This is a genomic window from Nocardiopsis sinuspersici (assembly GCF_001998325.1).
GTDB classification, from domain to species: domain Bacteria; phylum Actinomycetota; class Actinomycetes; order Streptosporangiales; family Streptosporangiaceae; genus Nocardiopsis; species Nocardiopsis sinuspersici.
The window spans coordinates 5,125,439-5,145,546 of the sequence record NZ_MCOK01000001.1 but is presented as its reverse complement, the minus strand read 5'-3'; the positions used below and the strand labels follow the sequence as shown (position 1 = coordinate 5,145,546).

Genomic DNA, 20,108 nt, shown 5'->3' with positions numbered 1-20,108 from the left:
TTGCTTCGGTTCAGCTACTGGTCCCCGGGAGTGGTTCCGGTGTGCCCGGCTCCGCCCGCAGACTCCTCGGACTCCTCGTTCCGGTTCCCCCTGCGCGGCGGAACCGGATCAAGCCCTCCAGGATTGAAGGGATGGCAACGGGCGATGCGGCGGATACCCAGCCACAGCCCGTACAGGGCCCCGTGCACGCGTAGCGCCTCCACGGCGTACGCACTGCACGAGGGATAGAAACGGCAGACCGGGGGGAAGAGCGGGCTGATGAGGCGTTGGTAGCCGCGGATCGGCAGGATCAACACGCGCGCGAGAACCGTCGGTCTGTGCTCGGTCATCGGCCCCACCGTTCTCCGCCCTCGTCCGGGCGGCGGTTCCCTGCTGCTTCGCTCCTCGCCGGGTCCGCCGGAGGCCGTGGTCGACCACGGCCGGGCCGACGGCGCGACGATGTCCCACGGGGTCGCATCGCTGCGGCGATCGCGCTGTCGAGTTGAGCCGCCAGCTCCTCGTACCGCGCGTCGGCGGCGGAGGGTCTGGCGCGCACTACCAGCAGGCTACCGTTTGGCAGAACGGCCAACCGGGGCCGCATCAGGTGGCGCAGCCTGCGCTGCACGCGCTTGCGCACCACCGCTCCCCCGACCGCCTTGCTCACCACGAAACCGACCCGGGGCGGGTCGGCGTCCACGGCGGTGGAGCGCGGCGCGAGGTAGACGACGCCCAGGGCGTCCCGGGACGAACGCCGCCCCGAGCGCATGACGGAGCCGAACTCGGCGCTGTGGCGCATCCGGTTTCTCGGCGACAGCATCGGCTCTTCCTCCGGACGTCGGTGCTTCTTCCCACGAAAAAGGGACCGGCCGGCGATAGGCCGGACCGGTCCGAAGAACTTGGGCTGAGCGTGACCTAGTGGTTCACGGTCAGCACCGCGCGCCCCTTGCGGCGCCGCGAGGCGATGATGGCGCGACCGGCGCGCGTACGCATGCGCAGCCGGAAGCCGTGGACCTTCGCGCGACGCCGGTTGTTCGGCTGGTACGTACGCTTGCTCACTACTGGCTCCAGGGGCGTGTCAGGAAAGTACTACGACAGACCCCCAGGATATGCGGGGCCTCAAGGTGCATGAGCCGTGGCCGCGTCACCGTGGCATACGGACGCAGGCAGATCATTCGGCATAAGCATAAAGAAGATACGGGCTGGCCTGGTCGGGGTCAAATCGGGCCTGTGTACGGCTGTGTCCGACCCGGTCCGTGCCCGGTTCCCCGCCGAAGGCGCACCGCCTCCCGGCCGAGGCCGGACGCGCTCCCGACCCCTGGCCCGCTCCTGGCCCCGCTCCTGTCCGGACCGGGGCGGGCGGCCCCGGTCCGGACCGCGGCGGGCCACCCGAAGCATCCGCCCGGTGGTGGAGTCCTGTGGACAACGCGCTGTCCACAGGTGTGCGAGATTTCCCCATCCCCCGGTGTCTGTGGATAACCTCAGCCTGTGGATAACTTGTCCCTCGCGCCTCCCACCACACCCACGATTCCGTAGGCAGACTCCGTACACACCTTCTGAACTGCACATTGTGGATAACTCTGCGCTGTGCCCGGAGATCTGCCATCCTGTGGACAACCCTGTGGAAAACCTGTGGACAACCTCCGGAAGCTGTGGATACCGGGAGGTAGTCAAAGGCTTGGCGTCTTCCATCGCAGTGAAGTTATCCACAGGTCCACAGCACCCGGCAACGCCTGCTCCGCCCCGGTTCACCGCCTCGGCACCACCGTGGGGGGAGGACAATGGGAAGTCGCCCTCCGCGGTCCCCGCGAGCGCGCGAACGACCACACGCCCCGGGCTCCGCCGCAGCCCCACACCGCCCGCCCACTCCGCACTCCGCAGATCCGCACCGAAGGGACAGCACCCATGGCAGGTCACCTTGGCTGATGCACAGGTCAACCTCGCAATGGTCTGGTCCAGCGTGCTGGACGGGATCGACAACGACTCCCTCCCCGCACACCAGCGCGCGTGGCTGCCGCAGACCCGTCCGCTGGGCCTGATCGAGGACACCGCGCTGATCGCGGCGCCCAACGAGTTCACCAAGAAGGTGCTGGAGACACGCCTGTACCCGGCGATCAGCAAGGCGCTGTCCGCGCACCTGGGCCGGGACATCCGGGTCGCGGTGACGGTCGACCCCACCGCCGTGCCGACCCCGCCGCCCACCCCCGCGCCCCCCTCCGCCTACGGGCACCAGGCCCCGCGCGGAGTGGAGGACCACGCGTCGTCCGCCTTCTCCCCCGCCACACCGGGCACCACCCCCCCGCCCGCGAGGTCCTCCGGGACGCCTCGGGGACGGTCCGGGGCCCGGGGCCAGCACGCGCGCCCGGCCGACCAGCCCGTGGCGGAGGACAGCGCCCCGGAGGGCCAGGCCGACCTGCTCGGCCCCCACCCCCCGGAGGCCCCCTCCGGCACCGAGGAGGAGCCGCACACGGTCCGCGACGCGCCCGCCCCGTGGGTCCAGCAGACCTTCGCCTCTCCCCAGGAGACCCCCACCTCACCGCCGCTGTGGGAGCAGCCCGGGGAACCGGCCTCCTGGCAGCAGCGGGCCCGGACCGCCCCGGAGTGGGACCGGCCCAACCGCTGGGAGACCCCTCGGGAGACGGCGTCCGAGCCGGCCGCCGGACCGGACGAGCCGTCGGAGGAGGCCGCGCCCGCGGAGTCCTCCGAGCCCGACGAGCCGCGCGGGAGGAGCCAGACCGCCTCGGACTCCCCCTCCGTGCCACCCGGGCGCTCGCGGGAGGCCCCTCCCGGTGAGCACGCGCGCCTGAACCCGAAGTACACCTTCGACACCTTCGTCATAGGCTCCAGCAACCGGTTCGCGCACGCGGCGTCGGTGGCGGCGGCCGAGGCCCCGGCCAAGGCCTACAACCCGCTGTTCATCCACGGCGGCTCCGGGCTGGGGAAGACCCACCTGCTGCACGCCATCGGGCACTACACGCACCGCCTCTACGAGGGGTCGCGGGTGCGGTACGTCAGCTCCGAGGAGTTCACCAACGAGTTCATCAACTCGATCCGGGACGGCAAGGCGGACGGGTTCCGCCGCCGCTACCGGGACGTCGACGTGCTCCTGGTGGACGACATCCAGTTCCTGGAGAACAAGGAGCAGACGCAGGAGGAGTTCTTCCACACCTTCAACACGCTGCACAACTCCGACAAGCAGATCGTCATCTCCAGCGACCGGCCTCCCCGGCAGCTGACCACGCTGGAGGACAGGATGCGCAGCCGGTTCGAGTGGGGCCTGCTCACCGACGTGCAGCCGCCCGAGCTGGAGACCCGGATCGCCATCCTGCGCAAGAAGGCGGCGCAGGAGGGCCTGGCGGCCCCGCCGGAGGTCCTGGAGTTCATAGCGAGCAGGATCTCCACCAACATCCGGGAGCTGGAGGGCGCGCTGATCCGCGTGACCGCGTTCGCCAGCCTGAACCGGCAGTCGGTGGACCTGGACCTGGCCAACCAGGTGCTGCGGGACCTGGTGCCCAGCGCCGAGGTACCCGAGGTCACGGCGGGGTCGATCATGTCCCAGACCGCCGCCTACTTCGGCCTGACGGTCGAGGACCTGTGCGGGACCTCCCGCTCCCGGGTGCTGGTGACCGCCCGTCAGATCGCCATGTACCTGTGCCGCGAGCTGACCGAGCTGTCCCTGCCCAAGATCGGGCAGCAGTTCGGCCGCGACCACACCACGGTGATGCACGCCGACCGCAAGGTCCGCGCGCTGATGGCCGAGCGCCGGTCCATCTACAACCAGGTCCACGAGCTCACCAGCCGGATCAAGGACCAGCCGATGGCCTGATCCTCAGGTCGCGCACGGGCCGGGGCGGCCTCCCACCACGGGGAGGCCGCCCCTTCCTTCCCTTCCCTCCGGCCGCCGCCGGGTCCCCGCCGGCGGCCGGGCCCGCGTGTCTCCGTGGCGACGTGTGGACGTGTCGACAGGCGGACACGTCCACAGGACGACACGCCCGTTGTCCACAGGAGATCCCGGCCCCGAACCGGGTTATCCACAGGCTTGTGTGCATGAACGTCCGCACCCGGAGGGGTTCGCCGCCCTTGTGGCCGTCCGGGGCCGTTCGTGCCCGGCACGCCCCGAATCCCCTGGTTTCCCAGGGTTCCGGAGCCGTGTTGCCCTTCCCACATCCTCTGCCCTGACCAGGCCCGCGAGACCGTGTCAACGATCGGTGCACAGAACTCGGGAGGTGCCTGTGGACAAACCTGTGCACAGTTCTTTTGCCCGGGTTCGGGCGGTCTGGGGAGGCACCCCGAAAAAAATTTGGCGTCTTCTCGCCAAAGTTATCCACAGGAGAGGGGTCAAATCTGTGGACGACTCTGTGGACAACCTGTGGATAAGTGCCTCAAGGCTGTGGGTAACTTACCCCGGGCCTGTGGACGGGACACCCCGTCATCCGATGACCAAACCACGGTCTGCTGTGGACAACCTGGGGAAAACCTGTGGATGAAGCTGTGGACGGCGTGTGGACAACCTGAGGGCGCCTTCGTCCGTCCACAGACAGGCCAAGTTACGCACAGGGTTACGCACAGGGCCTGTGGACAAAAATTCGCGGTCTGACCTGCGGGAACGGTAGTTATCCACATTATCCACAGGCCCTACTACTACGGCGCACCTTCATTAACCAAGATGTGGCTTCACAACAGCTCCGCGGAAAACCTGTGGATAAAGCTCCGAGTCCGGTGCGACGACAGCCCGGTGCTGAGCTGTCAGCGGCAGCGGGGGAATCCGGGTAACGTGTGGTCTCGCCCCTGTTCTCCGCCGTCCGGATCCGGACGGCGACCCCTGCGGGATCCGAGACGGCTCCTGTGGCACCGTCGGTGCCGGAGCGACGATGCTTCGTCCACAGCCCTGTTGAGGGAGCCCTCGGCAGGCCCACAGATCCACGAGCTGCAACGTTGAGGCTTCGACCGGCATCCCGGTCGTGCGGAAAGTGAGTCGGAAAGTGAAGTTCCGGGTCGAACGCGACGTACTGGCCGAGGCGGTCGCCTGGACCGCTCGCACACTCCCGACACGCCCCTCGGTTCCGGTGCTCGTCGGCATCCTGCTGGAGGCCGGGGAGTTCGACGGCCGGCAGCAGCTGCGCCTGTCCGGCTTCGACTACGAGGTCTCCGCCCAGGCCGCGGTGGACGTCGACGTCGAGGAGCCGGGCAAGGTCCTGGTCACCGGCAAGCTCCTGGCCGAGATCACCCGCAACCTCCCCGCACAGCCTGTGGAGATCTCCACCGAGGGCCCCAAGGTCGTCGTCACCGGCGGCAGCGCGAAGTTCACCCTGACCACCATGCCGGTGGAGGACTACCCCACGCTCCCGGAGATGCCCGGTGTGAGCGGGACCGTCGGCAGCGACGCCTTCGCCGCCGCGGTCAGCCAGGTGGCCGTGGCCGCCGGCCGCGACGACACCCTGCCGATGCTCACCGGCGTGCGCGTCGAGATCGAGGGTGAGACGATCACGCTCGCCTCCACCGACCGCTACCGCCTGGCCGTGCGCGAGCTCACCTGGAAGCCGGAGAACCCCGACCTGTCCGCGGTCGCGCTGGTCCCGGCCAAGACCCTCCACGACACCGCCAAGTCGCTCACCTCGGGCGCCGAGGTCTCGATCGCCCTCTCCACCGGCGACACCGGTGAGGGCATGATCGGCTTCGAGGGCGGAGGCCGCCGCACCACCACCCGCCTGCTGGACGGCGAGTTCCCCAAGTACCGGACGCTGCTTCCGGACACCTTCAACTCCGTCGCCGAGGTCAGCCGCAGCGAGTTCGTCGAGGCCGTCAAGCGCGTCTCGCTGGTCGCCGAGCGCAACACCCCGCTGCGCCTGTCCTTCGGCCAGGGCCAGCTGGTCCTGGAGGCCGGTACCGGCGAGGAGGCCCAGGCGGTCGAGGCCCTGGAGGCCGACCTGGACGGCGACGACATCCAGATCGCCTTCAACTCCGGTTTCCTGCTGGACGGGCTCGGAGCCATCGGCACCGACGTGGCCCGGATGAACTTCACCAGCTCGACCAGGCCGTCGATCCTCACCGGCAAGCCCGCGGAGGAGGGCTCCTCCCCCGAGTACCGCTACCTGATCATGCCGGTGCGTCAGCCGGGCTGATCGGCCTCCGGTTCGATTGACTGGCACCTGCCGGTTCCGGTCCGCGACCCGGGCCGACCGGCGTCCATCCACAGGCGGCGAAGGGGAGCATCATGCAGCTCGGAATGATCGGACTCGGCAAGATGGGCGGCAACATGGCCGCCCGCCTGAGGGACAAGGGCCACGAGGTCGTCGGCTACGACGCCTTCTCCGAGGAGCGCGACGTCGACACCCTGGCCGCACTGGTCGACCGCCTGGCCGCGCCCAGGGTGGTCTGGGTCATGGTCCCCGCGGGTGACCCCACGGCCTCGACCATCGCGGAGCTGGGCGACCTGCTGGCGGAGGGCGACCTCGTCATCGAGGGCGGCAACTCCCACTACGCGGACGACCGCGCCCGCGCCGAGGAGCTGTCGGCCAAGGGGATCGGCTACGTCGACGCCGGTGTCAGCGGCGGCGTCTGGGGCCGCTCGAACGGCTACGGCATCATGGTCGGGGGCTCGGCCGAGGACGTCGAGCGCGCCCGTCCCGTCTTCGACTCCCTGGTCCCCGACGAGGGCGGCGGCTTCGTCCACGCCGGCCGGGTCGGTGCGGGGCACTTCGTCAAGATGGTCCACAACGGCATCGAGTACGGCATGATGCAGGCCTTCGGCGAGGGCTACGAGCTCATGGTCGCCTCCGGCCTGGTGGACAACGTCCCCGGCACGTTCGAGAGCTGGCGCGAGGGCACCGTGGTGCGCTCCTGGCTGCTCGACCTGCTCTCGCGGGCCCTGGAGGAGGACCCGGAGCTGTCCCGGCTGCGCGGCTACGCCGAGGACTCCGGCGAGGGCCGCTGGACCGTCCAGGCCGCCGTGGACCACGCGGTCCCGGCGCCGGCGATCACCGCCTCGCTCTACGCCCGGTTCGCCTCCCGCCAGGACGACAGCCCGGCCATGAAGGTCGTGGCGGCCCTGCGCAACCAGTTCGGCGGACACGCCGTGACCAAGGCCGAGGACTCCGGCGACGCCTGAGGCGCGTCCTCCGCACCCGACCCCCTCGGGGACGAGACTGGACGGTCCGTCCCCGGGACCCCCTTCCCCCGCCCGTTTCCGCGCCACCGCCCAGGAGGAAGGCCGGATGTACGTATCCCACCTGCAACTGGCCGACTTCCGGTCCTACGGCGAGGTCCTGCTGGAGCTGGCCCCCGGAGTGAGCGTGTTCGTCGGCGCCAACGGCCAGGGCAAGACCAACCTGGTCGAGGCGATCGGCTACGTGGCCACCCTCGGCAGCCACCGGGTCTCCTCCGACACCCCGCTGGTCCGGCAGGGCGCGCCGCGCGCGATCGTCCGTGCCAAGGTGGTGCGCGACGAGCGGTCCATGGTGGTGGACCTGGAGCTCAACCCCGGCCGCGCCAACCGCGCCCGGATCAACCAGGCGCCCGCCGGGCGTCCGCGCGAGGTCCTGGGGATCCTGCGCACCGTGCTGTTCGCACCGGAGGACCTCTCCCTGGTCAAGGGCGACCCCGGTGAGCGGCGCCGCTTCCTGGACGACCTGCTGGTGGCGCGCGCCCCCCGGATGGCGGGCGTGCGGTCGGACTACGACCGGGTGCTCAAGCAGCGCAACGCCCTGCTCAAGTCGGCCTCCGCCCAGATGTTCAAACAGCGTTCGGCGCCCGACCTGAGCACGCTGGAGGTGTGGGGCGACCACCTGGCCGAGACGGGCGCCGAGCTGCTGGCCGCGCGGCTGGAGCTGGTGGAGGCGCTGCGCCCGAGGATCGCCGAGGCCTACGCGGGACTGACCGACTCCGGCGGCCCGGCCGTCCCCCACTACCGGAGCGGGGCGGTACCGGAGGGGGAGCGGCTGCCGGCCGGCCGGCCACAGCTCGTGGAGACCCTGCGCACCGCCATGGCCGAGGCGCGGGACCGCGAGCTCCAGCGCGGGATCAGCCTGGTGGGGCCGCACCGCGACGACCTGCACCTGCAGTTGGGCGACCTGCCCGCCAGGGGCTACGCGAGCCAGGGCGAGTCCTGGTCGTACGCGCTCTCGCTCAAGCTGGCCGCCTTCGACCTGCTGCGGTCCGACGGCGACGACCCGGTGCTGATCCTGGACGACGTGTTCGCCGAACTCGACAGCGAGCGCCGCCGGAGGCTGGCCGAACGGGTGCGCGACGCCGAGCAGGTCCTGGTGACCGCCGCCGTCCCCGAGGACATCCCCAAGGAGCTCGCCGGTGCGCGGTTCGACGTGCACGAGGGGGGCGTCGAGGGTGAGTGAGCGCCATCCACACCCTGTGGACCGCGGCCTGGCTCCCGGCTCCGCGAGCCCCGGCGGATTTCCTCCACAGCCTGTGGACGGAGGGCGCCGCTCCCCCGCCCCCGAACCCCCGGCCCCGTCCGTCCCCCCGGCTCCCTCTCCACCGGCCGGGGCGGACCTCGCCCGCCAGGCGCTGGCGCGCGCCCGGGCCGAGGCCAAGGACCGGGGCGCGGTGCCGCGCGGCGCGCCCCGGGCACGGCGGCGCGGCCGGCTGCGGTCGCGCAACGAGCCCCAGATGTTCGGCGACGCCGTGCGTACGTGGCTGATCGAGCACGGCTGGCAGGAGCAGGTGGCCGTCGGCGGCGTGTTCGGCCGCTGGGCCGACATCGTGGGCGAGTTCAACGCCGAGCACCTCCGTCCGGAGAGTTACTCGGAGGGCGAACTGGTCGTGGTGGCCGACTCACCGACGATGGCGGCCCACGCGCGAGCGATGATGCGGGACCTGATACGCCGTCTGAACGAGGAGCTGGGCGACGGAACGGTGGTCGCCATCAAGGTCCGCGGGCCCGGTTTCCGGCGCCGCTGAGGCCCTCCCGGCCGGATGAGGGCGCCGGGCCGCCCCGTGCCCTCCCTCCACAGCCTGTGGATATCCCCAGGTGAGCCCCCGTTCCCCCCGGCGGGAGGCGCTTCGCGGTGCGGATGCCGGCCGCCGCGGGAGCGCGTTCGACCCGCTGGTCGCCACAACGCCACTCAACCGGCCCGGGACTTGCGCGGAGGGCGTCCCGCGTGTAGGGATTCGTCTCCCGCCCTGAACGTTCGTTGTGATGCGGCACAGGGCCGCCAATGCCACTTTGTCGTATGGCGCGGGGTATCATGGAGGCGGTTCTTCAGACGCCTGTAGCCGGTGCCACGCCCCCAGAAGAGGGTGGGCGGACGGCCCCTGCGGCGAAGGTGATCCCCCAGGTGTCGTGGTACGACGACCAGCCTGGTCACCGGGCCGTGGACCGACCGTCGTTCGTTCGGCCGCGGACGGCAGGCGTCCCCAGCAGGAGGGTGTACCCACTTGGCCTACGACGCTCGATCAATCACGGTTCTGGAGGGGCTTGAAGCAGTCCGCAAGCGCCCAGGAATGTATATCGGTTCCACCGGGGAGCGCGGCCTGCACCACCTGGTCTACGAGGTGGTCGACAACTCGGTCGACGAGGCGCTCGCGGGTCACGCGAGCGCCATCGAGGTGACGCTGTTGGCCGACGGCGGTGTGCGCGTGGCCGACAACGGCCGTGGCATCCCCATCGACATGCACCCCGTCGAGAAACGCCCCGCCGTCGAGGTCGTCCTCACCACGCTGCACGCGGGCGGCAAGTTCGACGGCAAGTCCTACGCGGTCTCGGGCGGTCTGCACGGCGTCGGCGTCTCCGTCGTCAACGCGCTGTCCAAGTCCCTGGACGTGGAGATCCGCCTCAACGGCTACGTGTGGCGCCAGCACTACGAGATGACCCGGCCCACCGGCGACCTGGTCAGGGGTGAGGAGACCGACGAGACCGGTACCCAGCTCACCTTCTGGCCGGACGGGGACATCTTCGAGACGACGACGTTCACGTTCGAGACGCTCGCCCGCCGCATGCAGGAGATGGCCTTCCTCAACAAGGGGCTGTCCATCACCATCCGCGACGAACGGCCCGACCACACCGACGGCGGGCCGACGGTCAACACCTTCCACTACGAGGACGGGCTGTCCGACTTCGTCAAGCACATCAACGCCAAGAAGGAGCCGGCGCACGCGTCGATCATCTCCTTCGAGGAGGACGGCGAAGGCATCTCGCTCGAGGTCGCGATGCAGTGGAACCAGTCCTACACCTCGTCCGTGCACACCTTCGCCAACACCATCAACACGGCTGAGGGCGGCACCCACGAGGAGGGCTTCCGCTCCGCGCTGACCACCCTGGTCAACCGGTACGCGCGCGACCAGAGGCTGTTGCGGGAGAAGGAGGACAACCTCACCGGCGACGACATCCGTGAGGGCCTGACCGCGATCATCTCGGTCAAGCTGGCCGACCCCCAGTTCGAGGGCCAGACCAAGGCCAAGCTGGGCAACACCGAGGCCAAGTCCTTCGTCCAGAAGATCACCAACGAGCACCTGCGCGACTGGTTCGAGCGCAACCCCGGCGAGGCCAAGGACATCGTGTCCAAGGCCAGCCAGGCGGCGCGTGCCCGCATGGCGGCCCGCCAGGCGCGCGACCTCACCCGGCGCAAGACCCTGCTGGAGTCCACCTCACTCCCCGGCAAGCTGTCCGACTGCCAGTCGACCAACCCGGAGGAGAGCGAGGTCTACATCGTCGAGGGCGACTCGGCGGGTGGCTCGGCCAAGGGTGGTCGCAATCCGCACAACCAGGCCATCCTGCCCATCCGGGGCAAGATCCTGAACGTCGAGAAGTCCCGGATCGACCGCATCCTCAAGAACGCGGAGGTCCAGGCGATCATCACCGCCCTGGGCACCGGGATCCACGAGGACTTCGACATCGACAAGCTGCGGTACCACAAGATCATCCTGATGGCCGACGCCGACGTCGACGGCCAGCACATCTGCACCCTGCTGCTCACCCTGCTGTTCCGCTTCATGAAGCCGCTGGTCGAGGCGGGCAACGTGTACCTGGCCCAGCCGCCGCTGTACAAGATCAAGTGGGACCAGCGCGGCGGCGACGCGGACTACGCCTTCTCCGACCCCGAGCGCGACCGCATCATCGAGGCCGGGGTCGCCGCGGGCAAGAGGGACCCGCGCCCGCGCGACATGGTGCAGCGGTTCAAGGGTCTGGGTGAGATGAACGCCAACGAACTGTGGGACACCACGATGGACCCCGACCGGCGGGTGCTCCTCCAGGTCAGCCTGGAGGACGCGGCCCAGGCCGACGAGATGTTCAGCGTGCTCATGGGCGAGGACGTCGAGTCCCGGCGCTCCTTCATCCAGCGCAACGCCAAGGACGTCCGCTTCCTGGACATCTAGCGGGACCCCGCGTCCGGGGAGGGATCCCCGGACGGTGAACCACGTTCAAACAAGCTTCGTAGAAGGGATCGACATCCGTGACGGATGCGAACAACCCGGACGTCCCTGAGGGACCTGAAGGACCTGAGGGAACGGACTCCGCCGTGGAGGCCCCCGTGCGGACGACCGACCGGGTCGAGCGGGTCGACATCCAGGTCGAGATGCAGCGCAGCTATCTCGACTACGCGATGTCGGTCATCGTCGGACGTGCCCTGCCCGACGTGCGCGACGGCCTCAAGCCGGTCCACCAGCGTGTGCTGTACGCGATGTACGACGGCGGGTACCGGCCCGACCGCGGACACTTCAAGTGCGCCCGCGTCGTCGGCGACGTGATGGGCAACTACCACCCGCACGGCGACAGCGCCATCTACGACACCCTGGTGCGCCTCGCCCAGTGGTGGTCCATGCGGATGCCCCTGGTCGACCCCAACGGCAACTTCGGCTCCCCGGGCAACGACCCGGCCGCCGCCATGCGGTACACCGAGTGCAAGCTCGCGCCGCTGGCCATGGAGATGCTCCGGGACATCGACAAGGAGACCGTCGACTTCCGGCCCAACTACGACGGCCGCTCCTCCGAGCCCGTCGTGCTGCCCGCCCGCTTCCCGAACCTGCTGGTCAACGGCTCCTCGGGCATCGCGGTCGGCATGGCCACGAACATCCCGCCGCACAACCTGCGCGAGGTCGCCGACGGGGTCAACTGGTTCCTGGACCACCCCGAGACCGAGGACGACGAGCTGCTGGACCAGCTCATCGCCCGGGTCAAGGGCCCGGACTTCCCGACCCGCGGGCTCATCGTCGGCAAGACGGGCATCGAGGAGGCGTACCGGACCGGGCGCGGCTCCATCACCATGCGCGCCGTGGTCGAGGTCGAGGAGGACAGCCGGGGCCGCCAGATCCTGGTCATCACCGAGCTGCCCTACCAGGTCAACCCGGACAACCTCGCGCTCAAGATCGCCGACCTGGTCAAGGACGGCAAGATCACCGGCATCGCCGACGTGCGCGACGAGAGCAGCGGCCGTACCGGCCAGCGGCTGGTCATCGTGCTCAAGCGCGACGCCGTCGCCAAGGTCGTGCTGAACAACCTCTACAAGCACACCCAGCTCCAGGAGACCTTCGGCGCGAACATGCTCGCGCTGGTCGACGGTGTGCCGCGCACCCTGCGCCTGGACCAGATGATCCGGTACTGGGTCAAGCACCAGATCGAGGTCATCGTCCGCCGGACGCGCTACCTGCTGCGCAAGGCCGAGGAGCGGGCGCACATCCTGAGCGCCCTGCTCCGCGCGATGGACCGCATCGACGAGGTCATCAGCCTCATCCGGTCCAGCGCCTCGGCCGACGCGGCGCGCACCGGCCTGATGGGCCTGCTGGAGATCGACGACATCCAGGCCCGCGCCATCCTCGACATGCAGCTGCGCAAGCTCGCCGCGCTGGAGCGCAACGCCCTGACCGGCGAGTACGACGAGCTCATGGCCCAGATCGAGGACTACAACGACATCCTCGCCTCGGAGGTCCGCCAGCGGGACATCATCCGCCACGAGCTCGGCGAGATCGTGGAGAAGTACGGCGACGAGCGGCGCACGCACATCATCCCCTTCGAGGGCGACATGCGCATGGAGGACTTCATCGCCGAGGAGGACGTGGTCGTCACGATCTCCCGCGGTGGATACGCCAAGCGCACGCGCATCGACAACTACCGCGCCCAGAAGCGCGGGGGCAAGGGCGTGCGCGGTGCCCAGCTCAAGCAGGACGACATCATCCAGCACTTCTTCGTGACCACCACCCACAACTGGATCCTGTGCTTCACCAACCAGGGCCGGGTGTACCGCACGAAGGCGTACGAGCTGCCGGAGGCCGCCCGCGACGCACGCGGACAGCACGTGGCGAACCTGCTCCCGTTCCAGCCGGGCGAGGAGATCGCGCAGATCATGGCGCTGCGCGACTACGAGGCCGCCCCGTACCTGGTGCTCGCCACCCGTGAGGGCCTGGTCAAGAAGTCCCGCCTGGAGGACTTCGACTCCGCGCGGGCGGCGGGCATCATCGCGATCAACCTGCGCGAGGACGACGAACTGATCGCCGCCCGGCTGGTCTTCCCCGACGACGACCTGCTGCTGATCTCCAGCGACGCCCAGGCGATCCGGTTCCCCGCCTCCGACGAGTCGCTGCGTCCCATGGGCCGTGCCACCAGCGGTGTGATCGGCATGCGGTTCCTGGAGGGCGACTACCTCCTGAGCATGGACGTCATCCGGCCCGGAGACGGGTCCACGGACGTCCTGGTCGCCACGGAGAACGGCTACGCCAAGCGCACCCCCTCCGAGCAGTACCCGGTGCAGAACCGGGGCGGCAAGGGCGTGCTGACGGCCAAGGTGGTGGAGGCCCGGGGCAAGCTGGTCGGTGCCATGATGGTCGACCCCGAGGTGGACGAGATCTTCGCGATCACCTCCGCGGGCGGGGTCATCCGCACCGGCGCCTCCGAGGTCAAGCAGTCCGGCCGCACCACCATGGGCGTGCGACTGATGAACCTGGACAAGGGCAACAAGATCGTCGCCGTGGCGCGCAACGCCGAGGCCGCCGAGGAGGAGGCCGTCGAGACGGCCGACGTCCCGGTCGCCGGGGAAGGCAACCCGCAGGCCTAGACTTCGCGTTAGGCCCCATAAGGTCCGCGGGGTTCGCTACTGGTGAACCCCGCGGACCCGGTAGTGCCAATCACCCGTTCTCAACGAAAGCCCAGCGGTAACGTTTCTATGTCTGACAACCAGCGGAACACCACCACGAACGAATCCGACCCGGACACGGCGGGGGCCGTCGGGAGCGGGGACGTGGAGACGGCCGAGAAGGACACGGTAGAGGCGGGGGCCACCGTGACCACCGAGGTCGACGATGCGTCCGACCAGAAGGGCACCACCGAGGCCGAGAAGGCCTCCACCGAGTCCGAGAAGGACTCCGGTGGGGCCGGGCAGGCCTCCGGCGAGGAGAGCACCACCGAGTCCGCGAAGGCTTCCACGGAGTCCGGCAGGGCCGCTACCGGGTCTGAGAAGGACCTCGGCGGGGTCGAGAAGGACTCCACCGGATCCGGGAAGGACTCCGACGAGGCCGGGAAGGCCGCTACCGGGTCTGAGAAGGGCTCCGGTAAGGCCGCGAAGGCCTCCAGCGGGTCCGGGAAGGGCTTCGGCAAGGTCGTGAAGGCCTTCGGCGGGTCCGGGAAGGACTCCGGTGGGGAGAGCGTCGCCGGCGAGGCGGACAAGAAGTCCTCGGTGCCCGTCGGATCGGCCGTGGCGGAGGACCGCGCCGAAGCGGGGGGAACGCCAGTGTCCGAATCGAAGTCCGCGGTGCCTGAGAGCTCGAGCGGCCCGAGCGCTGTGAAAGCGAGTCTGTCCAGCCGGAAGGCGCACCTGACGGTCTCCCGGGTGGAGCCCTGGTCGGTGATGAAGTTCAGCTTCGTCGTCTCCCTGGTGTGCTTCATCATCCTGTTCGTGGCGGTCGCGGTGATCTACGCGACGCTGTCGATGCTGGGCGTGTTCGACCAGCTGACCAGCATGATGAACGCGCTCCTGGAGGGCGACGGCTCCGAGGACGAACTGGGCCTCAACCCGGCCGCCTGGTTCTCTCCGGGGCGCGTGCTGGGCTACACCGGTGTGGTCGGCGCGCTGAACATCGTGCTGATCACCGCGCTGTCCACGGTGGGGGCGATGCTGTACAACCTGGTCGCCGACCTGGTCGGCGGTGTCGACGTGACGCTGTCCGAGGCCGAGTAGGACCCGTCGTGGGGCCCGGTCCGGAGACACCCTCCGGGCCGGGCCCCACGTGTTGGCGATCCCGTCCCGAGCACTGCCGCACAGAGGTAAAATGGGAGGTGAAGAGGGACGCGTCGACCGCGTCCCGCCTCGTGTCCGCATCCGGATGACCGGTTCGCCCCGGTCCTGCGAATGCGGTAGAGTTCCACTCGGAACGAGGGCGTATAGCTCAGTCGGTTAGAGCGCATCCCTGATAAGGATGAGGCCCCAGGTTCAAGTCCTGGTACGCCCACACAGTTTGTGCAGTCCAGAGCCTTGTTCTCCACCGGAGAGCAGGGTTTTTTCTGTGCCCGCGCCCCGGCCGCGTCGATCTGGCGCCGAGTCGACAACAGGCCGAGTCGACAACAGATCGAATCGCTATGTCGACTCGACTCCAGCCGATGCTCCCCAGCCGGAAGAGGCACACCCAGAAGTTCCAGGAGCTCCGCGGTGACCACCCGGTAGGTCCCGCCATACGGAGCAGCCGACAGGGGGGACTCACCGCGCCCGGCAAGCTCGTACTAGCACTTACGCTTTCGAAGAAGCAGGCCGTTTGCTGTGGCGACACCGGCGACCACGACCGCTGCCCCCACCGACTGCAGGACCGTGGGATGCTCACCCAGGATCAGCGCGGACAGGCCGAGCGCGAGGATCGGCTGGATCAACAGCAACCCGCCGGTCGTCGTCAACGGCAACAGGACGCTGCCGTGGTGGATGAACAGCCAGGCGGCCACCTGGCCTAGTACTGCCAGGAGCGCGAGCAGTGTCCACGACTGGGCTGAGATCCCAGCCGGCTGGATGCCGCCAGAGATCGGCGAGACCATGGCGGCGGCGACCGTGGCGGAGGCCGACGCCCATGTCAGTGGTTGAACGAACAGACCCGGGTCGCGTCGTGCCGATCCGCGGGTGATGAACAGGTACACGCCGTAGCCGCAGCCCGCGATGACACCGAGCAGCACACCGGTACCCGTGTCCGGACCCCGAAGCGAAGCGTTCCACAGCCCGCCGACCAGGCTGATTCCCAAGAGCATCAGCGGGAGAGTGATGACGAAGCGCGTCGTGACCCTCTCCCGATCGATGAGGAAGGCCAGTGCGGGCAGAACCAGGACTTGTATGTTGATCAGGACGGTGCTGATCCCCGCGCCGACGTAGTAGATCGAGGCGGTCCAGGCGGCGTAGTCGATGCCCAGCGCAGCTCCAGCGGCAAGAGACCACAGCACACCGCCACGTGACAGGGCCCCGACCCGCGACCGTTCCCGAAACGCCAGAGGGACCAGCACGACCACGGCGATCGCGCATCTTGCCACCGCGGTCGTAGCGGCATCGACGCCGGCCAGCTTCACCAGGATCGCCGAAACCGAGAGGCAGAGCGCTCCAGCCAGGACCAGGGACGACGCTACGACGGGGCCGCCTCTTCCCACCGTCCGGTCAGGGCGGGACGCACTGTATGACGAGCGTGGAGCGACAGGAGGCATGAATCGACAGTAGGTTCACACCTGGAGCTAGCACTACTTCATAGTTCTGCTCATTCATGTTAAGCATCCCTTATGACTATGGGGTGGGACCGTCTCCGTGTACTGGATGCCGTAGCCCGGACGGGGTCGGTTACCCGAGCCGCGACGGCACTGCACATGACCGGCCCCGCTGTGTCACAGCAGTTGCGCCGCATCGAGGCCGAGGCGAGGACGAAGATCGTGGCGCCGAAGGGACGCGGTCTTCGCCTTACCGCGAAGGGTGAGGTGCTTGCCGGATACGCCCGGCAAGTGGCCGAGGCCATGCAGCAGGCGGAGAACGATCTCCATCGCGATGAGACCTACGTCGGCCATCTGCGTGTCGCGGCGGTAGCCTCCGTCATTCGAAGCGTGCTCGGTGCCAAGTTGACCGCGTTCCACCGTGAGTATCCCCGCGTACGGGTGTCCGCCGAGGACGGGGAGACCGCCGATCACCTCGACCGCCTCGCGGCCGGTGCCATCGATCTCGTGCTAGCCGAATCCTGGAGCCCCACCCCTCTGCGGTTGCCGGCGGGTGTCCTCGCGCAACGGATCACACGAGAGGCGTTGTTCATGGCGGTTCCGGGCGACCACCCTCTGCGGTCCCACGGTTCTCTTAGCATTCGCGACCTGGCCGGAGAGCGCTGGGCGACCTGTGCCCGGGGTTCGGACGCACATAACGCACTCGAACAGGTCGCGCGCCGACATGGCGTCGAGCTCGACGTGTCGTTCTGTGTCGCAGACCATCTGACCCAGCTCGCGTTGGTTCGAGAGGGTCTGGCCGTCGCGTGCGTGCCGGTCCCGGCTGGCGACAGCGATTCGAGAGTCGCCTACCTGCCACTCGATACCGAACTGCACCGCGACATCCTGCTTCTGGAGAGAGCTCAGACCGCCTCGTTGGCCCTCCAGGCCCTCAAAACGTACTTGGTGAACTGATCCGGTAGGGACAGGTGAGGGGCTTCCATCGAGTAACAGACGTTCTCGGTCAGGCGGTTCGCCCACACGGTTCGTGCAGTCCAGAGCCCTGTTCTCCACCGGAGAGCAGGGCTTTTTCTGTGCCCGCGCCCCTACCGCGTCGATCTGGCGCCGAGTCGACAACGAGCCGAGTCGACAACAGGCCGAGTCGACAACAGGCCGAGTCGCCATGTCGACCCGGCTCCGTCCGGTACTCCCCCGGCCGGCAGAGGCGCGCCCAGCGGTTCCGGGGCCCCGGTACAGGGCCCGCCATGGCGGAGCGCCGGCAGGGGAACCCGCCGCGACTGGCGAGCCTGGCACGAAGGACCGGGGCCAGGCCAGCGAGTACCACCGGCCCCGCCGGGCGCGGAGGTCGGGGGACCGTGTCCGAGTGGGGGGCGCAGGCCGATGGCGGCCTCGGCGTCGAGCGGTCCCACGTTCGCGAGCACGGCGGGGACCGTGTCCGAGTCAGGGCAGGCACGGTTGTCCTTCGGGGCCGCGCGGCCAGACGCCGCAATGGCCGCGAAGCCCGTACCTGCTCGCGTACCCGGCCGGGGTCTTCCCGGATCGGACCGTCCACGCCAAGACGGAACCTGCAAGAGCCCCGTTCGGCGGGGCGCATAGCACGCCTGGGGCGTTTCGCCGCCTGAATGGATGCCATCGGTGTGGCCGGTTCCGGCCATCTGGGATCCGGTTCCGTTGTGTACGCAGTAGGTGCCGAATCGCCTTCTGATCGGAGCCCGGATATCGCCGGTGACCGAACCGGCCCCGAGACCAGCACGAACGGTCCGGGTGCTCTCCGCCCACCGGCTTGGGGGACCGGGTCCCAGCGGCATGGTTCCACCTCTTCCGCCCAAACGGGTGCTTTGGTGGAAATAATGGACATAGCTGGCATATGACGCATGCTTAAACCATGTCGCATCGCCGATTATGGACCTTCGGCGGTGGGCGTGGTCGGCTTTGACCAGCAGTTCTATCCGGTCCTCAGGACTTATTTCCTGCAACACGCGTAACAACAGTGCGCAATGAAACGCATTGCTACTGGCCAGATACACTAAGTGTTTCTTTTGGTGGGGGTGTAAATCCCGTGCGCGCAAAGATACACTTTCCTCGCCCGGGGCGACCATCAGTGTGAAGGGAGAGAAGGCGACCTATCGAGCTCGGTAAGGCCAACACCAGAGCTGATGCCTCCATGACGTTATGGAATAACCTGCAAGACTCCTGCTGTTCACCGAAGAAGTCGAACCGGGTCCGGTGCGCAAAATGGATGACGCCTGAGCCCGCTTTCTGTCATCGATTTATCCAGGCGGTATTACTGAGCATGCTGATCCTGTCCTACCTGGATTTTGTGAGGCGCTGCCGTAGGAACAGACACGGTCGTTCGACGCCTCGACAACCACTTTCCGGGTGGGGGCGACAGGCCTTTCGGCCATGTCCCGAGGGTCCTGCGATGCCAGGGAGAAGAAGGCTCTGACGTGCTCGAAGAGTACTGATGTGCCTGCCGGCCACCTCTCCGGCCGTGCTGGAACAGCGGCGTCGCCCAAGTCTTCCGGCTTACCCCATATTTCGATCGTGAGTGAATGCAATAGAATTTAATGGAGTTCTTCAATGACCAGGCCGATCTCTCTGTCCGGGCGCCGGTGTGGAGGGGTGCTCATAGCGCTCCATATCGGCAATGAAGTGATTCGCCAAGGCTTCGTTGCGATGTTGAGCTCAGCTCCGACTCGATACGAAATCGCGCCGTGCGAATCGCTCGACGGCTGGCCTTCGCGATGTCCGGAAAACCTGCCGAGGGTCGTCATACTGGCCTGCGACGGCGATCGGACGAATGATATCGAGGATATAGCTAAGCGGTTCGGTGGTTTTGGTTCGAAGGTGCTCCTTCTGCTCACGCGAAGTGACGGGAGTTTATTCGACAGTGCGGCCAGGGTGCCCACGGACGGATTCCTGGTCCTGGATCAGTTGACCACGGAAGTGCTCGACGAATCCCTGCAGAAGGTGATCAGCGGTGACGTGGTCATTCCGCCGTCGATCGCCGGACACCTGCTGGCCCAGATGCGGGACGGGCAGGGTCAGCCACGCATGATGCTGCCCGAACTCACGCCGAGGGAGGAACAGGCTCTACAGCTCTTGGTCGGCGGACTGAGCAACAAGCAGATCGCCACACGGCTCCGGATCTCCCAGCACGGCGCGAAACGCCTGGTCGCCAATCTGCTGGCCAAGCTCAACTGCAAAAACAGGACCATGGCCGTAGCCACGGCGCTGCAGTACAAGCTTGTGGAACAGGACGCCACGAAAGATGCCTGAGTTCCATCGAGCGGGAAACCCGGGAAAGCTCCTCCGGGGCCTTCGGGCATGCGCGCCACCCTCGCGGGGGGAGGCGGTGGCCTCCGACCGGAGAACGGTCCGGCCGCTTCCGCCGCCAGGCGGGCCCCCGGTGTCCGGTGACAGAGCACCGCACCCTCCCCGACCGGCGATCCCACCCGTGACAGGGCGACCGTTCACCGGTGCCCCCACCTGCGGACTCGTGGATGTGCTTCGACGAGGGCGC

The 20,108-nt window shown here is 68.4% G+C and carries 14 protein-coding genes and 1 tRNA gene; 11 read left to right on the top strand and 4 right to left on the bottom strand.

Annotation, left to right across the window (positions count from 1 at the left end):
- Positions 1-14 precede the first annotated feature (14 nt).
- The 3 genes from yidD to rpmH form a co-directional block, all read right to left on the bottom strand.
- Complete coding sequence (gene yidD, locus NOSIN_RS22225; RefSeq protein ID WP_077693717.1) at positions 15-329, bottom strand: membrane protein insertion efficiency factor YidD; 315 nt, start codon at positions 327-329, stop codon at positions 15-17.
- The gene (rnpA, locus tag NOSIN_RS22220; RefSeq protein WP_077692597.1) at positions 326-796 is read right to left on the bottom strand and encodes a ribonuclease P protein component; all 471 of its coding nucleotides are present in this window, start codon (positions 794-796) and stop codon (positions 326-328) included. The genes yidD and rnpA overlap by 4 nt, the downstream gene beginning before the upstream one ends.
- A 95-nt stretch (positions 797-891) precedes the next feature.
- Positions 892-1,035 carry a 50S ribosomal protein L34 gene (gene rpmH / locus NOSIN_RS22215; protein ID WP_077692596.1) on the bottom strand — a complete coding sequence of 48 codons (144 nt, stop codon included), beginning with the start codon at positions 1,033-1,035 and terminating at the stop codon, positions 892-894.
- Positions 1,036-1,921: 886 nt separating this feature from the next.
- Here rpmH and dnaA point away from each other — a divergent pair.
- From dnaA to NOSIN_RS22170, 9 genes are all read left to right on the top strand, one after another.
- Positions 1,922-3,802, top strand: a complete 1,881-nt coding sequence (gene dnaA / locus NOSIN_RS22210; protein ID WP_236743488.1) for a chromosomal replication initiator protein DnaA — start codon at positions 1,922-1,924, stop codon at positions 3,800-3,802.
- A 1,156-nt stretch (positions 3,803-4,958) separates the two neighbouring features.
- Complete coding sequence (gene dnaN / locus NOSIN_RS22205; RefSeq protein WP_077692594.1) at positions 4,959-6,098, top strand: DNA polymerase III subunit beta; 1,140 nt, start codon at positions 4,959-4,961, stop codon at positions 6,096-6,098.
- A gap of 92 nt (positions 6,099-6,190) precedes the next feature.
- Positions 6,191-7,084: a phosphogluconate dehydrogenase (NAD(+)-dependent, decarboxylating) gene (gnd, locus tag NOSIN_RS22200; protein WP_077692593.1), complete on the top strand. Its 894-nt coding sequence runs from the start codon at positions 6,191-6,193 to the stop codon at positions 7,082-7,084.
- Between the two features lie 106 nt (positions 7,085-7,190).
- Positions 7,191-8,324, top strand: a complete 1,134-nt coding sequence (recF, locus tag NOSIN_RS22195) for a DNA replication/repair protein RecF (protein ID WP_077692592.1) — start codon at positions 7,191-7,193, stop codon at positions 8,322-8,324.
- A 73-nt stretch (positions 8,325-8,397) separates the two neighbouring features.
- Entirely contained in the window at positions 8,398-8,889 is a 492-nt protein-coding gene (locus NOSIN_RS27345; RefSeq protein ID WP_171986624.1) for a DUF721 domain-containing protein, read from the top strand.
- Between the two features lie 477 nt (positions 8,890-9,366).
- Positions 9,367-11,304, top strand: coding sequence for a DNA topoisomerase (ATP-hydrolyzing) subunit B (gyrB, locus tag NOSIN_RS22185; RefSeq protein ID WP_077692591.1), 1,938 nt, complete (start codon positions 9,367-9,369; stop codon positions 11,302-11,304).
- 77 nt (positions 11,305-11,381) lie between these two features.
- Entirely contained in the window at positions 11,382-13,976 is a 2,595-nt protein-coding gene (gene gyrA / locus NOSIN_RS22180; RefSeq protein ID WP_077692590.1) for a DNA gyrase subunit A, read from the top strand.
- Positions 13,977-14,084: 108 nt separating this feature from the next.
- Entirely contained in the window at positions 14,085-15,095 is a 1,011-nt protein-coding gene (locus NOSIN_RS27900; RefSeq protein WP_236743413.1) for a DUF3566 domain-containing protein, read from the top strand.
- Positions 15,096-15,292: 197 nt separating this feature from the next.
- Positions 15,293-15,366, top strand: a tRNA-Ile gene (locus NOSIN_RS22170).
- A 268-nt stretch (positions 15,367-15,634) separates the two neighbouring features.
- Here NOSIN_RS22170 and NOSIN_RS22160 read toward each other — a convergent pair.
- Positions 15,635-16,588 (bottom strand): DMT family transporter, encoded by a 954-nt coding sequence (locus NOSIN_RS22160; protein ID WP_227015131.1) that lies wholly within the window; start codon positions 16,586-16,588, stop codon positions 15,635-15,637.
- 72 nt (positions 16,589-16,660) lie between these two features.
- Here NOSIN_RS22160 and NOSIN_RS22155 point away from each other — a divergent pair, with 72 nt between their 5' ends.
- Both NOSIN_RS22155 and NOSIN_RS22150 read left to right on the top strand, forming a co-directional pair.
- Positions 16,661-17,539, top strand: coding sequence for a LysR family transcriptional regulator (locus NOSIN_RS22155; protein WP_077692589.1), 879 nt, complete (start codon positions 16,661-16,663; stop codon positions 17,537-17,539).
- A gap of 1,626 nt (positions 17,540-19,165) precedes the next feature.
- Positions 19,166-19,864: a response regulator transcription factor gene (locus tag NOSIN_RS22150; protein WP_077692588.1), complete on the top strand. Its 699-nt coding sequence runs from the start codon at positions 19,166-19,168 to the stop codon at positions 19,862-19,864.
- Positions 19,865-20,108 lie beyond the last annotated feature (244 nt).